This is a genomic window from Paenibacillus sp. FSL K6-0276, assembly GCF_037977235.1.
Lineage (GTDB): Bacteria > Bacillota > Bacilli > Paenibacillales > Paenibacillaceae > Paenibacillus_AQ.
The window spans coordinates 5508378-5524920 of record NZ_CP150276.1; the positions used below are offsets into that span (position 1 = coordinate 5508378).

Here is a 16543-nt window from a genome sequence, read left to right on the forward strand (position 1 = left end):
TTCGCCACCAAGCAAGAAACAGCACAATAGGTGCCGGGAAGAATAAAATCTTAAGCTTCACCGGAACCTATCGCCTATTTATTGATGAAGCCTTTGTAATGGCGTTTGATCAATGAGCTCTCGATCTGCTTCATTGTATCCAATGCCACACCGATTACGATTAGCAGTGAAGTACCACCAATTCGAACTTCTTTAGGCAATCCAGATAAAGCACCGAAGAACATCGGCAATACAGAGATCAAAGCTAGGAACAATGCGCCGGACATAGTCAGACGAGACATTACTCTAGTCAAATACTTCTCAGTAGCCTTACCAGGACGGATACCCGGAATGTAACCACCATTCTTCTTCATGTTATCGGCCATCTGTTGAGGATTCATCTGCACGAACGTATAGAAGAACGTGAACCCGATGATCATCACAACATACAGAAGCATACCAAGTGGTGCATCAGTTGCCAAATACTTGGCAATCCATTGAGCCCAGGCATGTGTTGACCAGAAACTGGAGAGAACAACTGGGAACTGAAGCAGTGATACGGCGAAGATAACCGGAATTACACCAGCCGCATTAATTTTCAGCGGAATGTGCGTATTCTGTCCACCGTACATTTTGTTGCCGACAACGCGTTTAGCGTATTGAACAGGAATCTTCCGAATACCTTGCTGTACGAAGATAACTGCTGTAATAATCGCTACAATCACAATCAGCACAATAACGACTTTAAGAATATTCAGGAACACTTGATCCGGCTGAATAAAACTTGAGTTAGCCGTACTCGTGATATATCCCGGGATGGCGGCTACGATTCCCGCAAAAATCAGGATCGAAATCCCGTTCCCGATTCCCTTTTCGGTAATCTGTTCACCAAGCCACATCAGGAAAGAAGTACCAGCCGTCAAGATAATGGCAACCAGTAAGTAGTCAGCAAATGTCGCATTCGGCATCATTTGAGTTCCATAAATCCGGTTAAACCCTATCGACGTAGCAAAACCTTGGATCAGGGCTAATATCACTGTACCGTAACGAGTGACTTGCGCCAGTTGTTTCTTACCGTGCTCCCCTTGTTTAGCCCATTCAGCAAACTTAGGAACAACATCCATCGACAGCAATTGCACGATGATGGATGCTGTAATGTACGGGTAAATACTGATCGCAAATATCGAAAAGTTTTTGAGCGCTCCGCCCGAAAAGGTGTTCAAGAGTCCCATCAAAGCGTCACCGCTCTGATTTGCTGTTTGCAGTACATCTTTGTTCACACCAGGAACCGGAACAAACGAACCGATACGGTAGATAATCAGAATGAACAAGGTAAACAGGATCTTTTTGCGCAAATCTTCAACATGCCAGATATTCTTAAGCGTCTTGAACATTAGATCACCTCGGTTTTACCGCCGGCAGCCTCGATTTTCTCTACCGCAGATTGAGAGAACTTATTTGCTTGTACAGTCAATTTAACGGTTAACTCACCATTGCCGAGAATCTTAATGCCGCTTTTGGAATTCTTGACAACACCAGTTTCAAGCAACAACTGCGGAGTCACTTCTGTTCCTTCTGCAAAGCTATTCAGATCTTCCAGGTTCACAATCGCATACTCTTTACGGGTAGGATTAGTGAAACCACGTTTAGGCAGACGACGATAGAGCGGATTTTGTCCACCCTCGAAGCCCGGACGAACACCACCGCCAGAACGTGAGTTTTGACCTTTGTGACCGCGACCGGATGTTTTACCATTTCCGCTACTAGGACCACGACCAACGCGATTGCGTTCTTTACGGGAACCAGGAGCCGGAGCAAGTTCATGTAACTTCATCGTTTGCACCTCCTTATGTTTGTTAATTTATGCGAGGCGTTTAGCCTTCAATTTCAGTTACAGATAGCAAGTGACTCACTTTATTGATCATTCCGCGAATTGCAGGACTGTCATTGTGAACCACTGTCGTGTTGAGTTTACGCAGGCCGAGCGTCTTAACAGTAACACGTTGTGTTTCTGGACGTCCGATTACGCTACGTACGAGGGTAATTTGCAATTTTGCCATTGACGTTCCCCTCCTTAACCGCGCAATTCTTCGACAGATTTGCCGCGAAGTTTCGCGACCTCTTCAATGCGTTTCAGACGGGAAAGTCCCTCCAAAGTTGCATTGACCATATTCATGGAATTCGAAGAACCCAGTGATTTTGTCAAAATGTCGCCAACGCCTGCCAATTCCAATACCGCACGAACTGGACCGCCAGCGATAACGCCAGTACCCTCTGATGCTGGTTTCAGCAACACGCGTCCTGCGCCGAAGTGGCCAGTAACGAGATGGGGAATCGAAGTTCCTACGATTGGAATGTGAATCAGGTTTTTCTTGGCGTCTTCAATGCCTTTACGGATGGCATCCGGAACTTCGCCGGCTTTACCGATACCAGCACCGACGTAGCCATTACCATCGCCCACAACAACGAGTGCACTAAAGCTGAAACGGCGTCCGCCTTTTACAACTTTTGCTACACGGTTAATGTGTACAACTCTTTCTGTCAGTTCTAAACTGTTCGGATCTACACGCAAGTCGTTAACCTCCTTTTAAGAATTATTCTAGAATTCAAGACCAGCTTCACGAGCTGCGTCAGCCAATGCTTGAATCCGTCCATGGTACAAGTAACCTCCGCGGTCGAATACGACCACTGCATAACCTTTTTCTTTGGCGCGCTCAGCGACCAATTGGCCAACTTTTGCTGCAGCTTCAACGCTACCGCCATTACCGATGTTAGCGCTCAGTTCTTTATCAAGTGTAGAAGCGGATACGATAGTAACCCCTTTAACATCATCGATCAATTGAGCGTAGATGTGTTTCGAAGAACGGAACACGTTCAAACGTGGGCGCTCAGTAGTTCCCTGGATTTTCTTACGAACACGCAGGTGTCTTTTGAGACGAGCCTTGTTTTTATCTTCTTTTGTAATCATGACTTCCCTTTCACTCCCTTCAGTTTGCCGTAAACAGCTTCACTTTAAGATGCACGGGGTATCTTACAATTAAGTTCAAACCGGTTATTTCTTCTTACCAGCTTTACCTTCTTTGCGGATGATACGCTCGCCTTCATATTTGATACCTTTACCTTTATACGGTTCTGGCTCACGAACGGAACGAATTTTAGCAGCGTATGCGCCAACGCGTTCTTTATCGATACCTTTAACGATGATCTTTGTGTTCGCAGGAACTTCGAACTCGATACCTGCTTCCGGTGTAATTTCAACCGGGTGGGAGTAACCAACGTTCAGAACGATTTTATCTCCGGATTTGCTTGCACGATATCCGACCCCAACCAGTTCCAGAGATTTCGAGAAACCTTCAGTCACACCTGCTACCATGTTGTTGACAACGGAGCGGGTTGTGCCGTGAAGTGAACGATGCAATTTGTTATCCGACGGGCGAACAACGGTAATTTCGTTATTTTCAACTGTAACCTTCATGTCTTTATGAAGCTCACGAGTCAAAGAACCTTTTGGACCTTTTACTGTAATAACGGCGTTGTCCAAAGTGACATCTACACCGCTAGGTACTGCGATTGGTTTACGACCAATACGAGACATGTGTTGCACCTCCTTATCTTGTGACGTTTATTACCAAATGTAGCAGACAACTTCTCCGCCAGATTTTGATTGACGAGCTTCTTTGTCGGTCATAACTCCCTTAGATGTGGAGATAATCGCGATTCCTAGGCCACCGAGTACACGAGGCACTTCATTGCTCTTCGTGTAAACGCGAAGGCCTGGTTTACTGATTCTTTTCAAACCAGAGATAACACGCTCTTGGTTAGGGCCGTATTTCAAGAAAATACGGATAATCCCTTGTTTGCTATCTTCAACGAATTCCGCATCGCGGATGAAACCTTCACGCTTCAAAATGTCAGCGATTTGTTTCTTCATAGTAGAAGCAGGCATTTCTACCGTCTCGTGACGCACAATGTTAGCGTTACGAATACGAGTAAGCATATCTGCAATAGGATCAGACATAGTCATGTGTGTAAACCTCCTTCCCGTTTATAAACTTCTTACCAACTTGCTTTTTTCACGCCAGGGATCTGGCCTTTATAAGCTAATTCACGGAAACAAATTCTGCAAATTTTGAACTTTTGCAGTACCGAATGTGGACGACCACAACGTTCGCAACGTGTATATGCACGTACTTTAAACTTAGGCGTACGTTGTTGTTTAACTTTCATTGAAGTTTTTGCCACTTAGCCTGACACCTCCTAAACATTTTCGGAGAAAATGGATTAACCGACTTTATTTTGCGAAAGGCATTCCCAGCTGACCCAGCAGCTCGCGGGATTCCTCGTCCGTCTTAGCAGTCGTTACAATAACGATGTCCATACCGCGGACTTTATCCACTTTGTCATATTCGATCTCGGGGAAGATCAATTGTTCTTTAAGACCCAGTGTGTAGTTACCACGGCCATCAAAGGCTTTAGAGGAAACACCACGGAAGTCACGTACGCGTGGAAGCGTTACGTTGAACAATTTGTCCAAGAAGTAATACATACGCTCGCCGCGCAGTGTTACTTTAACCCCAATCGGCATATTTTCGCGTAGCTTGAAACCAGCGATGGATTTTTTTGCTTTAGTGATTACTGGTTTTTGACCAGCGATCAACTGCATGTCGTTAACTGCAGCATCAAGTACTTTGGAGTTTTGAACAGCGTCACCCACACCCATGTTGATGACAATCTTCTCGATCTTAGGCACTTGCATAACAGTTGTATAGTTAAACTTCTGCATCAAAGCAGGTGTTATTTCGTTGAGATAACGTTCTTTCATTCTTGCTGCCATGAAGATTTAACCTCCTTTCTTAAGGGCTAGATTAGTCGATAATCTCTCCGGATCGTTTTGCAATCCGAACTTTTTTACCGTTTTCCAATACTTTGTAACCGATACGGGTTACTTTACCGGACTTCGGATCGATGTGCATTACGTTGGACACATGAATCGAAGCTTCCTGCTCAATAATTCCACCTTGTGGATTCAGCTGGTTCGGCTTTTGGTGTTTCTTCACCATATTGACGCCTTCTACCAGAACGCGGTTTTCACGAGGATAAGCAGCGATGACACGGCCTTTTTTACCTTTGTCTTTACCACTAATCACAAGCACCACGTCATCTTTCTTCACGTGCAGTTTATTGTTATGGGATTCCAGAACTTTTTTCACTCTAGGCATTTATTACACCTCCTATAACTAACCTTCAACTTATTGGTGCTCGTGTTTATTAGATAACTTCCGGTGCCAAGGAAACGATCTTCATGTAGTCTTTATCGCGAAGTTCGCGAGCAACTGGTCCAAAGATACGTGTTCCACGAGGGCTTCTGTCGTCTTTAACAACAACAGCTGCATTTTCGTCGAATGCGATGTAAGATCCATCTTTACGACGAACGGAACGTTTCGTACGAACAACTACCGCTCTAACAACATCACCTTTTTTGACAACGCCGCCTGGTGTTGCTTGTTTAACGGAACAAACGATCAAATCACCGATTGCTGCTGTACGGCGTCCAGTACCACCCAGTACGCGGATACACATCAGTTCCTTCGCACCAGAGTTGTCAGCCACATGCAAACGTGTAAATGGTTGAATCATTATAATTTCCTCCTTCCGGAAAAACTCTCTTGATTATCTTAGATGATAACCGCTTTTTCAACCACTTCAACTAGTCTCCAACGTTTGTCCTTGGACAACGGACGAGTTTCCATGACTTTTACGGTATCGCCAATTTTCGCAACGTTTTCCTCATCATGTGCTTTGAATTTCTTCGTAGACTTGATGCGTTTGTGGTACAAGTTGTGTTTCTTATAGGTTTCAACAGCGACTACGATGGTTTTATCCATTTTATCACTGACCACTTTACCGATTAGCACTTTACGCGCATTACGTTCTTCGCTCATTAGTTAGCCTCCTTCCTGAATACGGATCTGAGATCCGTCTCACTTAACTAATCCCAAGCACTCTTTGATGGATCACGGTTTTAGCACGAGCTATTTCCTTGCGCACGTCACGAATCCGAGTTGGGTTGTCCAGTTGGCCAGTTGCCAATTGAAAACGGAGATTAAAAAGTTCCTCTTTGAATCCAGCGATCTTTTGTTCAATCTCAGCAGTGGTTAAGTTGCGAAGTTCATTAGCTTTCATTTGCTTCACCACCCAATTCTTCACGTTTCACAAACTTAGTCTTTACAGGCAGCTTGTGAGCGGCAAGACGCATCGCTTCACGAGCGATTTCTTCCGACACGCCTCCGAGTTCGAACATAATCTTGCCCGGTTTAACTACGGCTACCCATTTCTCAACGTTACCTTTACCACTACCCATACGAACCTCGAGAGGCTTTTGAGTAATAGGCTTATCTGGGAAAATCTTGATCCAAACTTGACCGCCACGTTTGATATAACGTGTCATTGCGATACGAGCAGCTTCGATCTGACGGTTAGTGATCCAAGAAGGTTCTAATGCAACCAGGCCGAATTCGCCGAAGTTCAATTCAGTACCGCCTTTTGCCATACCCTTCATGTGTCCGCGTTGTTGCTTGCGGTGTTTTACGCGTTTTGGTACCAACATGATTAGTTGCCTCCTTCCTGAGCAGCTTGTTTCTTAGCTGGGGGAAGAACTTCTCCACGGTAGATCCATACTTTTACGCCGATAAGACCGTAAGTTGTATGTGCTTCAGCCGTTCCGTAATCGATATCGGCACGAAGCGTATGAAGTGGAACTGTTCCTTCGCTATAACCTTCTGAACGAGCAATCTCAGCTCCGCCAAGACGTCCGCCTACTTGAGTTTTAATCCCTTTTGCGCCAGAACGCATAGTTCTTTGAATCGCTTGTTTGAGTGCACGACGGAACGATACACGACGTTCCAATTGTTGAGCAATGCTCTCAGCTACAAGAATCGCATCCAATTCAGGGTGCTTGATTTCATTGATGTTGATGTGTACTTTTTTGCCACCAGCGATTGCTGTAACTGCGCTGCGAAGTACTTCTACTTCTGCTCCGCCCTTACCAATAACCATACCTGGTTTAGCAGTATGAATTGTAACATTCACGCGGTTAGCCGCTCTTTCGATCTCGATATGGGAAACAGCGGAATCCTTCAACTTACCTTTAAGGTATTCCCGGATTTTGACGTCTTCCATCAGAAGAGTACCGAAATCTTTTCCTGCATACCATTTAGATTCCCAATCGCGAATGATCCCGATCCGGAGTCCGATTGGATTTACCTTTTGACCCACGTGTTATCCCTCCTTATTTCTCAGATACCACCAGTGTAATGTGGCTCGTGCGTTTATTGATCCGACTTGCGCGACCCATGGCGCGCGGACGGAAACGTTTCATAGTAGGTCCTTGGTTAACGAAAACCTCGCTAACGAACAAACTGTTCACGTCCAAAGAATAGTTATGCTCAGCATTCGCAATTGCCGAATTAAGCAACTTCTCAACGACCGGAGAAGCGGATTTCGGAGTGTGGCGAAGAATAGCAATTGCTTCCCCCACTTGCTTACCACGAATCAAGTCAACAACCAGTTTCGCTTTACGAGCGGAAATCCGCACCGATCTTGCATGTGCTTTTGCTTCCATTGTTTAACCTCCTTTCAAACAGAGACCTTATTATTATCTTCTTGTTTTCTTATCGTCACCCGCGTGGCCTTTGTAAGTACGTGTTGGCGCGAACTCGCCCAACTTGTGACCTACCATATCTTCTGTTACGTATACAGGCACGTGTTTACGGCCGTCATATACACCAAACGTATGTCCGATAAACTGAGGGAAAATAGTTGAGCGACGGGACCAAGTTTTAACTACAACCTTTTTTTCAGCCTCGTTCAGTTCCTCAACTTTTTTAAGCAGGTAGCCATCGATAAACGGCCCCTTCTTTAAACTGCGACCCATGTGTGAATCCTCCCTTCATCCGGTTCTTCAAACCGCGAATCGACGCTTCGCGCTTTATTAACTTGCCAGAAGCGTCTTATTTCGTGCGGCGGCGAACGATATATTTATCAGATGCCTTGTTTTTCTTACGCGTTTTGTAACCAAGGGTTGGTTTACCCCATGGAGACATAGGCGATTTACGTCCGATTGGAGCGCGGCCTTCACCACCACCGTGTGGGTGATCGTTCGGGTTCATTACTACACCGCGTACTTCAGGGCGACGGCCCAGCCAGCGACTACGTCCAGCTTTACCGATTTTGATCAATTCATGATCTTCGTTACCTACGGAACCGATAGTTGCACGACATACGCTAAGGATCTTGCGAACCTCACCGGATGACAAACGAACGGAACAGTACTTTTCTTCTTTACCAAGCAATTGAGCTTCTGTACCAGCTGCACGAACCAATTGTCCGCCTTTACCTGGTTTCAACTCAATGTTGTGGATAACTGTACCCACTGGGATGTTCTCCAGCGCAAGACTGTTACCAATTTTGATGTCGGCTGTTGGGCCTGACTCTACTTTATCCCCAACTTTAAGGCCTTTAGGAGCGATGATATAACGTTTCTCTCCATCAGCATAGTGGATCAAAGCAATATTAGATGTGCGGTTCGGGTCATACTCGATTGTAGCAACGCTACCTGGTATGCCGTCTTTAGTCCGCTTGAAGTCGATAATACGGTATTTACGTTTGTGACCGCCGCCGTGGTGACGAACCGTAATTTTACCTTGGTTGTTGCGTCCCGCATGTTTGAATAGCGGAGAGAGCAACGATTTCTCTGGCTGGTTTGTTGTGATTTCTTCAAACGTAGACACAGACATATGGCGTCTTGCCGGAGAGGTCGGTTTGTACTTTTTGATTGGCACTATAGTTTCCTCCTTACTTTAAGAGTATTATTCTACCGCTTCAAAGAATTCGAGCGGTTTGCTGTCCGGGCTAAGCTTAACGATGGCTTTTTTCCACTCTGGAGTGTAACCAGAATATTTACCATAACGTTTCAGTTTACCAGGTACGCGCATTGTGTTCACATTAGTTACTTTTACTTTGAAAATAGCCTCGACAGCTTTTTTGATTTCGGTTTTGTTAGCACGGATATCCACTTCAAAAGCGTATTTCATTTCGCTCATGTAGTCGGAAGTACGTTCCGTAATCACCGGACGTTTGATAATATCACGAGGATCTTTCATTACGCGAACACCTCCTCTACCTTCAGAACTGCTTCTTTAGTGATGATCAGTTTGTCGTACGTTAGTACGTCAAGAACATTAATGCCGTCAGCCGCTACGAATTTCACCCCAGGGATGTTACGAGCGGAAAGTGCTACGTTATCATCATAGCTAGTAGCTACGATCAACGCTTTACGATCTACTTTCAGATTGTTCAAGATTGCTGCGAATTCTTTCGTCTTCGGAGCATTCATTGTCAAGCTATCCAATACGATAATGTCATTCTCGAGTACTTTCGAGGACAAAGCGGATTTGATCGCCAAACGACGAACCTTCTTAGGCAGTTTCCAGGAATAGCTACGTGGTGTTGGTCCGAAGACAACGCCGCCGCCTTTCCATTGTGGTGAACGAATGGAGCCTTGACGAGCGCGACCTGTACCTTTTTGTTTCCAAGGTTTACGTCCACCGCCACGAACTTCAGAACGTCCTTTTACTTTGTGTGTACCACGACGTAGGGAAGCTCTTTGCATAAGCGCAGCTTCGTGTAGAACGTGCTCATTCGGTTCAATACCGAATACTGTGTCGCTAAGTTCTACTTCACCAACTTCGTTGCCACTAATATTAAAAAGTGTTACTTTTGGCATTTCATGTTCCTCCTTTCTTAGGTAATTATTTCTTAACGGTTTGTTTAACTTTCACGAAGCTGTTTTTAGGACCTGGGATAGCGCCTTTAACCAGCAATACGTTACGTTCAACATCAACCTTGATAATTTCAAGCTTTTGAACCGTGATAGTCGTGTGACCCATATGTCCTGGAAGACGTTTGCCCTTAGGAACACGGTTAGCTTGGATAGAACCCATGGAACCCGGTCTTCTGTGGTAACGCGATCCGTGTGCCATTGGTCCGCGGCTTTGTCCCCAACGTTTGATGTTACCTTGGAAACCTTTACCTTTAGATGTACCAGTTACGTCAACAAATTCGCCCTCAGCAAAGATATCAGCCTTCAGCTCTTGTCCAACCTCGAGAGACCCGAGATCAACACCGCGAATTTCGCGAACGTAGCGCTTAGGTGTTGCATTTGCCTTTTTGGCGTGACCCTGTTCAGGCTTATTGGAGCGACTTTCTTTTTTATCAGAAAAGCCCAATTGCACTGCTTCATATCCGTCGATATTCAGGTCTTTCTTTTGCAGTACTACACAAGGTCCTGCTTCGATAACAGTAACTGGAATTACGTTACCTTCTGGAGTAAACACTTGAGTCATACCGAGTTTTTTTCCTAAGATACCTTTCAATGTTGACACCTCTTTTCTTTTCCTAAGTTACTAATAATAGAATTACAATTTGATTTCGATATCTACACCGGACGGTAGATCCAAGCGCATCAAGGCATCCACAGTTTGTGGTGTTGGGTTCACAATATCGATCAAACGTTTGTGAGTCCGTTGTTCAAACTGTTCACGGGAATCCTTGTACTTGTGTACCGCACGGAGAATAGTAATGATTTGTTTCTCAGTTGGCAACGGAATCGGTCCAGATACACCAGCACCCGAACGTTTTGCAGTTTCAACGATTTTCTCTGCGGATTGATCAAGAATTCTGTGGTCGTATGCTTTCAAGCGAATACGAATTTTTTGCTTTGCCATTTTAGTCCCTCCTTCTATCGCCCAATTTATTATCGGACATACTCCGTGAAAATTTTCTGACCTCGTCCCCATGGCAAAGGGGCCGGGTGTGTCAGTAACCTCTCACATCATCGCAACGTCTCAGAACAACATTTATTATTATATATAATAGGCAGCAGTATTGCAAGCTAAAATAATAAAACAACGCATATTTTTTTCATACGCTGGTTTATTACTATTATATAGGTTAAAGATTCTCAGTAGCAGACTTAAAAAACTCCGCTGACTCCGCTGTCTGAGCTGTTGCTGTACCAATTCCCTCTATAGTTTGGATCAATGTTCTTATTTCTTCTTCTACTACAACAATCTCCTGTGTGCTACTTCTCATCGCCTCTACAATATCAGAGAACAAAAGACTAGTCTCAACGGATTGATGCTTCCCACTCTTGGTTAACTCTTGTACCTTACGAATCTCTTCAACGACCAACTGTGTAAGATTCCCCGATTTATTAGTTAGTTCTACGATCTGAATTACAGTATTCTTTGTATCCTCTGCCAACCGAATGACTTCTTGGGCAACAACACTAAAGCCTCTACCGTGTTCTCCGGCTCTAGCGGCTTCTATCGTCGCATTAAGAGAGAGAATCTTAGTTTGATCTGCAATATCTTTAACTGAGTTTACTATTTTCTGAATTTGTTTAGAGGAGTTACTTAATTCGATAACTGAGTGTTCCATCTCGCTAGTACTTCGATAAATAAGATTAATTTGCCCTGTCAAGTTGTCCAAGTGCTCATGTCCATCTGTAGCCAATCCCTGTGAGTCTACAGCGGATGCAGCTGTACGTTGGAATGTTCTATTCACTTCATTGCTACTAGCCACTAGCTGCTTCACAGCAGCATTAGTATCGATGCTAAAATCTATTAGCTCACTGCTGAATTCTGCAATTTTCTGCTTTAATTCATTTTTAACCAGTAAGTACTGTTGTTCCTTCTCTCTAACGTTCTCCTTCTCGTATTCCTCTAGGACGAGTTGTTGCTCAAGGTTAAGCAACTTAGTCACCGTCTGAACGACTTGAAGGCGCGCATTGTCATCGTGTGTTTCATTATAAATAACGTTTATAAATACGTTCTGAAGATTCTGAAAAGCGGATAAGTACCACTTGGGCTCAAGTCCTACACTTTTATGAATATTAGCAATCTTAAGACGCTTAGCTATGTATTCATCATCAACCTTGCCATCAAATATTTCAATGATATGCTCACGGAGTGTTTTTTTTAACCTTTCTATACTACTATGCTCCAAGATAATGGCTTCAAGTTTATTCACACCTAATACCGAATTGTAAAATTGATCTGTGATATAGTCTATATGCTGTTCAACGATAGACTTCACCCTACGTAATAAGTTCAAATCTGATTCAGTCAGATCAATCATTCTCATTTGCTCATTAAGTTCACCATGACCCTCAAGAGTATGAAATGATTCCTCAGCTGATTTAAAGTCCATGGAATGGGGGGCGGGAGAATCCACATTATTATTACGTGATTTTAAAGCGTGCATGTAGGAAAAAGGACATTTTCCCATATTACCACTCTCCCTAAATTCCTATAATTTTACAATATAACCTTCTTTCATTTTACTCTATGATTATTAAAATTGTAAACAATTTATCGTTGGTTTTTGTTGAATTTTGTAGAATAGATTCAAATTACAATCTATTATTTATCGGTTATTGTCGAAATATAAACTATTTATGCTCAAATAGAAAAACTAAAAAAACTGTCGTTCGAACAAAGTAAGAAATGAATTAAAACAAAAAAAGACCCGGATTCTTCTCACGAAGAATCCGGGTCTTTTTGATTCAGAATCTACCCGTTCGGATAGAGACGAATTATTTTTGGATAGAAGCTACGCTACCTGCTCCAACTGTACGGCCACCTTCGCGAATGGAGAATTTAGTACCTTCTTCAATAGCGATAGGGGAGATCAAGGAAACAGTTACAGTGATGTTGTCACCAGGCATAACCATTTCAGTACCTTCTGGCAAGTTGATGATGCCAGTTACGTCAGTTGTACGGAAGTAGAACTGTGGACGGTAACCAGTGAAGAATGGTTTGTGACGTCCGCCTTCTTCTTTAGTCAAAACGTAGATTTGAGCAGTGAACTCAGTGTGTGGTTTAACAGAGTTCGGCTTAGCCAATACTTGACCACGCTCGATCATGTTACGGTCTACACCACGAAGCAAAGCTCCGATGTTGTCGCCCGCTTGAGCGGAATCCAGCAATTTACGGAACATTTCTACGCCCGTAACTACGGATTTCTTAGTATCTTCGTGAATACCAACGATTTCGATTTCTTCTCCGACTTTAACTGTTCCGCGTTCTACGCGACCAGTTGCCACAGTACCGCGGCCAGTGATGGAGAATACATCTTCGACAGGCATCAAGAAAGGTTTGTCAGTTTGACGCTCAGGAAGTGGAATATACTCATCGATTGTTTCAAACATCTCGATGATTTTTTTAGCATAATCGCCATCAGGGTTTTGCAGAGCTTCACGAGCAGAACCACGGATGATTGGAGTATCGTCGCCTGGGAAGTCATACTCGCTCAGCAAGTCACGAACTTCCATTTCAACCAATTCCAACAACTCTTCGTCTTCAACCATGTCGCATTTGTTCAAGAAGACAACGATGTAAGGAACGCCTACTTGACGGGACAACAGGATGTGCTCGCGAGTTTGTGGCATAGGGCCATCAGCTGCGGATACAACCAGGATAGCTCCGTCCATTTGCGCTGCGCCAGTGATCATGTTTTTAACATAGTCGGCGTGACCAGGGCAGTCTACGTGAGCGTAGTGACGGTTAGGAGTTTCATATTCAACGTGGGAAGTAGAGATTGTGATACCACGTTCGCGCTCTTCAGGAGCTTTGTCGATTTGATCGAATGCGATAGCTGCGCCACCGTAAGTTTTGGACAATACAGTAGTGATTGCAGCAGTCAGAGTCGTTTTACCATGGTCGACGTGACCAATAGTACCGATGTTAACGTGCGGTTTGTTACGTTCAAACTTTGCCTTTGCCATTTGAACAGTTCCTCCTTAATGTGGGGTTCCTTATATTTGAGCCGCCCGCATATATGTTTATCTTAGATGACTGAGTGGTTATACCCGGACGGCAAGTTAAAACTAGTAATTATTCTCCGCCTTTGTTCTTAGCAGCGATCTCTTCCGCAATGGATTTAGGAACTTCTTCATAGTGAGAAAGCTCCATTGAGAATACGCCACGTCCTTGAGTACCAGAACGAAGAGTTGTAGAGTATCCGAACATTTCGGAAAGAGGCACCTTAGCACGGATAATTTGCGCTCCACCACGGGAATCCATACCTTCGATACGGCCACGGCGGGAGTTCAGCATACCCATAACATCACCCATGTATTCCTCAGGAACAGTTACTTCTACTTTCATGATTGGCTCAAGCAGGACAGGTTTACACTTGTCTTTAGCTGCTTTAAGTGCCATCGAACCGGCAATTTTAAATGCCATTTCGTTGGAATCGACATCATGGTAAGAACCATCAACGATGGTAGCTTTAACGTCTACAAGCGGGAAGCCTGCAAGTACGCCGTTTTTCATTTGTTCTTCGATACCCGCAAGTGCAGGAGCGATGTACTCTCTAGGAACCGAGCCACCCACTACTTTACTTTCGAATTTGCTACCAGTACCTGGCTCGAGGGGTTCAAATTCAACCCATACGTGACCATATTGACCACGACCACCAGATTGGCGTACAAATTTACCTTCGACGCGAGCAGGTGCCTTGAACGTTTCGCGGTAAGCAACCTGTGGTTTACCCACATTGGTTTCTACTTTGAATTCACGACGCATACGGTCGATGATGATGTCCAAGTGAAGTTCACCCATACCAGCCAGGATAGTTTGGCCTGTTTCTTCATCAGTATGAGCACGAAGAGTTGGATCCTCTTCAGTCAACTTTCCGAGAGCAACGCCCAATTTATCTTGGTCAGCTTTTGTTTTTGGTTCAACAGCGATTTCGATAACTGGATCAGGGAAGTTCATTGATTCCAGAATTACTGGATGCTTCTCATCACACAATGTATCACCTGTACTGGTGTCTTTCAAACCAACAGCTGCAGCGATGTCACCAGAATACACGATGGAGATCTCTTGACGGCTGTTTGCGTGCATTTGAAGGATACGACCAATACGTTCACGCTTGTTCTTAGTAGCATTAACTACGTAAGATCCGGACTCTAGAACACCAGAGTATACACGGAAGAACGTAAGTTTACCTACATAAGGGTCAGTCATGATTTTAAATGCCAAAGCTGCAAACGGTTCTTCATCCGAAGAATGACGAATCGCTTCAGTTCCATCATCAAGATGTCCAGTGATAGCTGGAACGTCAAGAGGAGATGGCAAGTAATCAACAACAGCATCCAGCATAAGCTGAATTCCTTTGTTACGGTAGGAGGATCCAACAATTACAGGGAACAATTTAACTTCAACTACGCCTTTGCGTAGTGCAGCTTTAATTTCCGGAACTGTAATTTCTTCGCCTTCCAGGTATTTCATAGTCAGATCTTCATCAAGTTCAGCAACTTTCTCGATCAACTCGAGACGCAGCTCCTCAACTTTGGCCAAATATTCTTCCGGAATATCCGTTACTTCGATGTTTTGGCCCAGATCATCTCTGAACATGTGTGCTTTTTGCTCAACTAGGTCGATAATACCAGTGAAATCACTCTCTGCACCGATTGGCAATTGAATAGCAACTGCATTGGCTTGAAGACGATCACGCATAGTTTCGATTACGTTAAGGAAATCCGCACCGATAATGTCCATTTTGTTTACATATGCAATCCGTGGAACGTTATAGCGGTCAGCCTGTCTCCATACGGTTTCAGACTGAGGCTCAACGCCCTCTTTTGCACTAAATACACCAACTGCCCCATCCAATACACGCAGGGAACGTTCAACTTCAACAGTGAAGTCAACGTGTCCTGGGGTATCAATGATATTGATTCGGTGGCCTTTCCACGCAGCAGTCGTAGCAGCGGACGTAATCGTGATTCCGCGCTCTTGTTCTTGCTCCATCCAGTCCATTGTAGCAGCACCCTCGTGAACTTCACCGATTTTGTGCGTACGGCCTGTATAAAAAAGAATCCGCTCTGTGGTAGTTGTTTTACCAGCATCAATATGCGCCATGATCCCGATGTTACGTGTATTTTTTAAGGAGAACTCTCTAGCCATGAAATGGATCTCCCTTCAAAATATAAGTTATTTGAATGACCTTTATCCTACCAACGGTAGTGAGCGAACGCTTTGTTTGCTTCAGCCATTTTGTGCGTATCTTCACGTTTCTTAACAGAAGCGCCTGTGTTGTTGGAAGCGTCGATGATCTCAGCCGCCAAACGCTCTTCCATCGTCTTCTCACCGCGGTTGCGAGAGTAGTTTACGAGCCAACGTAATCCCAGAGCAGTACGTCTCTCTGGTTTAACCTCGATAGGTACTTGATAGTTAGCACCACCGACACGACGAGCTTTGACTTCCAAAACCGGCATGATATTCTTGATGGCAGCTTCGAAAACTTCCATCGGATCTTTACCCGTACGTTCTTCAATCAATTTGAATGAATTGTACAGAATGCTTTGAGCGACACCTCTTTTACCACCCAGCATAATGCGGTTAATCAAACGAGTAACCAACTTGCTATTATACAACGGATCTGGCAATACGTCTCTCTTAGTAACTGGACCTTTGCGTGGCATGGATATCCCCCT

The 16543-nt window shown here is 44.3% G+C and carries 26 protein-coding genes; all 26 read right to left on the reverse strand.

Annotation, left to right across the window (positions count from 1 at the left end):
* Positions 1–74: 74 nt before the first annotated feature.
* The 26 genes from secY to rpsG all read right to left on the reverse strand — a co-directional run bounded on the left by secY (position 75) and on the right by rpsG (position 16531).
* Positions 75–1373: a preprotein translocase subunit SecY gene (gene secY, locus MHH52_RS26055; RefSeq protein ID WP_313639617.1), complete on the reverse strand. Its 1299-nt coding sequence runs from the start codon at positions 1371–1373 to the stop codon at positions 75–77.
* Positions 1373–1813 carry a 50S ribosomal protein L15 gene (rplO, locus tag MHH52_RS26060; RefSeq protein ID WP_060625830.1) on the reverse strand — a complete coding sequence of 147 codons (441 nt, stop codon included), beginning with the start codon at positions 1811–1813 and terminating at the stop codon, positions 1373–1375. Before rplO ends, secY begins: the two co-directional genes overlap by 1 nt.
* 40 nt (positions 1814–1853) lie before the next feature.
* Positions 1854–2039, reverse strand: a complete 186-nt coding sequence (gene rpmD, locus MHH52_RS26065; RefSeq protein WP_036680567.1) for a 50S ribosomal protein L30 — start codon at positions 2037–2039, stop codon at positions 1854–1856.
* Positions 2040–2053: 14 nt separating this feature from the next.
* The gene (rpsE, locus tag MHH52_RS26070; RefSeq protein WP_036652980.1) at positions 2054–2551 is read right to left on the reverse strand and encodes a 30S ribosomal protein S5; all 498 of its coding nucleotides are present in this window, start codon (positions 2549–2551) and stop codon (positions 2054–2056) included.
* Positions 2552–2578: 27 nt separating this feature from the next.
* Positions 2579–2947 (reverse strand): 50S ribosomal protein L18, encoded by a 369-nt coding sequence (rplR, locus tag MHH52_RS26075; protein ID WP_042131220.1) that lies wholly within the window; start codon positions 2945–2947, stop codon positions 2579–2581.
* Between the two features lie 84 nt (positions 2948–3031).
* Complete coding sequence (rplF, locus tag MHH52_RS26080; protein ID WP_036680562.1) at positions 3032–3574, reverse strand: 50S ribosomal protein L6; 543 nt, start codon at positions 3572–3574, stop codon at positions 3032–3034.
* Between the two features lie 30 nt (positions 3575–3604).
* Positions 3605–4003 carry a 30S ribosomal protein S8 gene (gene rpsH, locus MHH52_RS26085; RefSeq protein WP_036680560.1) on the reverse strand — a complete coding sequence of 133 codons (399 nt, stop codon included), beginning with the start codon at positions 4001–4003 and terminating at the stop codon, positions 3605–3607.
* A 32-nt stretch (positions 4004–4035) separates the two neighbouring features.
* Positions 4036–4221, reverse strand: coding sequence for a type Z 30S ribosomal protein S14 (locus tag MHH52_RS26090; protein ID WP_013312154.1), 186 nt, complete (start codon positions 4219–4221; stop codon positions 4036–4038).
* Positions 4222–4270: 49 nt separating this feature from the next.
* A complete protein-coding gene (gene rplE, locus MHH52_RS26095) occupies positions 4271–4813 on the reverse strand; it encodes a 50S ribosomal protein L5 (protein ID WP_340005218.1) in 543 nt (180 codons plus the stop codon).
* A gap of 31 nt (positions 4814–4844) precedes the next feature.
* Positions 4845–5198: a 50S ribosomal protein L24 gene (gene rplX, locus MHH52_RS26100; protein ID WP_313639619.1), complete on the reverse strand. Its 354-nt coding sequence runs from the start codon at positions 5196–5198 to the stop codon at positions 4845–4847.
* Positions 5199–5247: 49 nt separating this feature from the next.
* Entirely contained in the window at positions 5248–5616 is a 369-nt protein-coding gene (rplN, locus tag MHH52_RS26105) for a 50S ribosomal protein L14 (protein ID WP_036680556.1), read from the reverse strand.
* A gap of 38 nt (positions 5617–5654) precedes the next feature.
* Complete coding sequence (gene rpsQ / locus MHH52_RS26110; RefSeq protein ID WP_042131223.1) at positions 5655–5921, reverse strand: 30S ribosomal protein S17; 267 nt, start codon at positions 5919–5921, stop codon at positions 5655–5657.
* 43 nt (positions 5922–5964) lie between these two features.
* Complete coding sequence (rpmC, locus tag MHH52_RS26115) at positions 5965–6162, reverse strand: 50S ribosomal protein L29 (protein ID WP_019908232.1); 198 nt, start codon at positions 6160–6162, stop codon at positions 5965–5967.
* Entirely contained in the window at positions 6152–6586 is a 435-nt protein-coding gene (gene rplP / locus MHH52_RS26120) for a 50S ribosomal protein L16 (RefSeq protein ID WP_036680552.1), read from the reverse strand. The genes rpmC and rplP overlap by 11 nt, the downstream gene beginning before the upstream one ends.
* Before the next feature lie 2 nt (positions 6587–6588).
* On the reverse strand, positions 6589–7254 hold the full coding sequence (gene rpsC / locus MHH52_RS26125; protein WP_042192169.1) for a 30S ribosomal protein S3: 666 nt from the start codon (positions 7252–7254) through the stop codon (positions 6589–6591).
* Between the two features lie 13 nt (positions 7255–7267).
* A complete protein-coding gene (rplV, locus tag MHH52_RS26130; RefSeq protein ID WP_036680546.1) occupies positions 7268–7600 on the reverse strand; it encodes a 50S ribosomal protein L22 in 333 nt (110 codons plus the stop codon).
* Positions 7601–7633: 33 nt separating this feature from the next.
* Positions 7634–7912 (reverse strand): 30S ribosomal protein S19, encoded by a 279-nt coding sequence (gene rpsS, locus MHH52_RS26135; RefSeq protein WP_036652940.1) that lies wholly within the window; start codon positions 7910–7912, stop codon positions 7634–7636.
* A 76-nt stretch (positions 7913–7988) separates the two neighbouring features.
* Positions 7989–8819, reverse strand: a complete 831-nt coding sequence (gene rplB, locus MHH52_RS26140) for a 50S ribosomal protein L2 (protein ID WP_042192171.1) — start codon at positions 8817–8819, stop codon at positions 7989–7991.
* 27 nt (positions 8820–8846) lie between these two features.
* Positions 8847–9140, reverse strand: a complete 294-nt coding sequence (gene rplW / locus MHH52_RS26145) for a 50S ribosomal protein L23 (protein ID WP_036680537.1) — start codon at positions 9138–9140, stop codon at positions 8847–8849.
* Positions 9140–9763 carry a 50S ribosomal protein L4 gene (rplD, locus tag MHH52_RS26150; RefSeq protein WP_036680536.1) on the reverse strand — a complete coding sequence of 208 codons (624 nt, stop codon included), beginning with the start codon at positions 9761–9763 and terminating at the stop codon, positions 9140–9142. Before rplD ends, rplW begins: the two co-directional genes overlap by 1 nt.
* A gap of 25 nt (positions 9764–9788) precedes the next feature.
* Entirely contained in the window at positions 9789–10412 is a 624-nt protein-coding gene (gene rplC / locus MHH52_RS26155; protein ID WP_076286852.1) for a 50S ribosomal protein L3, read from the reverse strand.
* A gap of 42 nt (positions 10413–10454) precedes the next feature.
* Positions 10455–10763 (reverse strand): 30S ribosomal protein S10, encoded by a 309-nt coding sequence (gene rpsJ / locus MHH52_RS26160; RefSeq protein WP_017692074.1) that lies wholly within the window; start codon positions 10761–10763, stop codon positions 10455–10457.
* A 226-nt stretch (positions 10764–10989) separates the two neighbouring features.
* Positions 10990–12249, reverse strand: coding sequence for a globin-coupled sensor protein (locus MHH52_RS26165; RefSeq protein WP_340005220.1), 1260 nt, complete (start codon positions 12247–12249; stop codon positions 10990–10992).
* A gap of 385 nt (positions 12250–12634) precedes the next feature.
* On the reverse strand, positions 12635–13825 hold the full coding sequence (gene tuf / locus MHH52_RS26170; protein WP_060625835.1) for an elongation factor Tu: 1191 nt from the start codon (positions 13823–13825) through the stop codon (positions 12635–12637).
* A gap of 109 nt (positions 13826–13934) precedes the next feature.
* Positions 13935–16013 carry an elongation factor G gene (gene fusA, locus MHH52_RS26175; RefSeq protein WP_234540263.1) on the reverse strand — a complete coding sequence of 693 codons (2079 nt, stop codon included), beginning with the start codon at positions 16011–16013 and terminating at the stop codon, positions 13935–13937.
* Positions 16014–16060: 47 nt separating this feature from the next.
* The gene (gene rpsG / locus MHH52_RS26180; RefSeq protein WP_036680520.1) at positions 16061–16531 is read right to left on the reverse strand and encodes a 30S ribosomal protein S7; all 471 of its coding nucleotides are present in this window, start codon (positions 16529–16531) and stop codon (positions 16061–16063) included.
* Between the last annotated feature and the right edge of the window lie 12 nt (positions 16532–16543).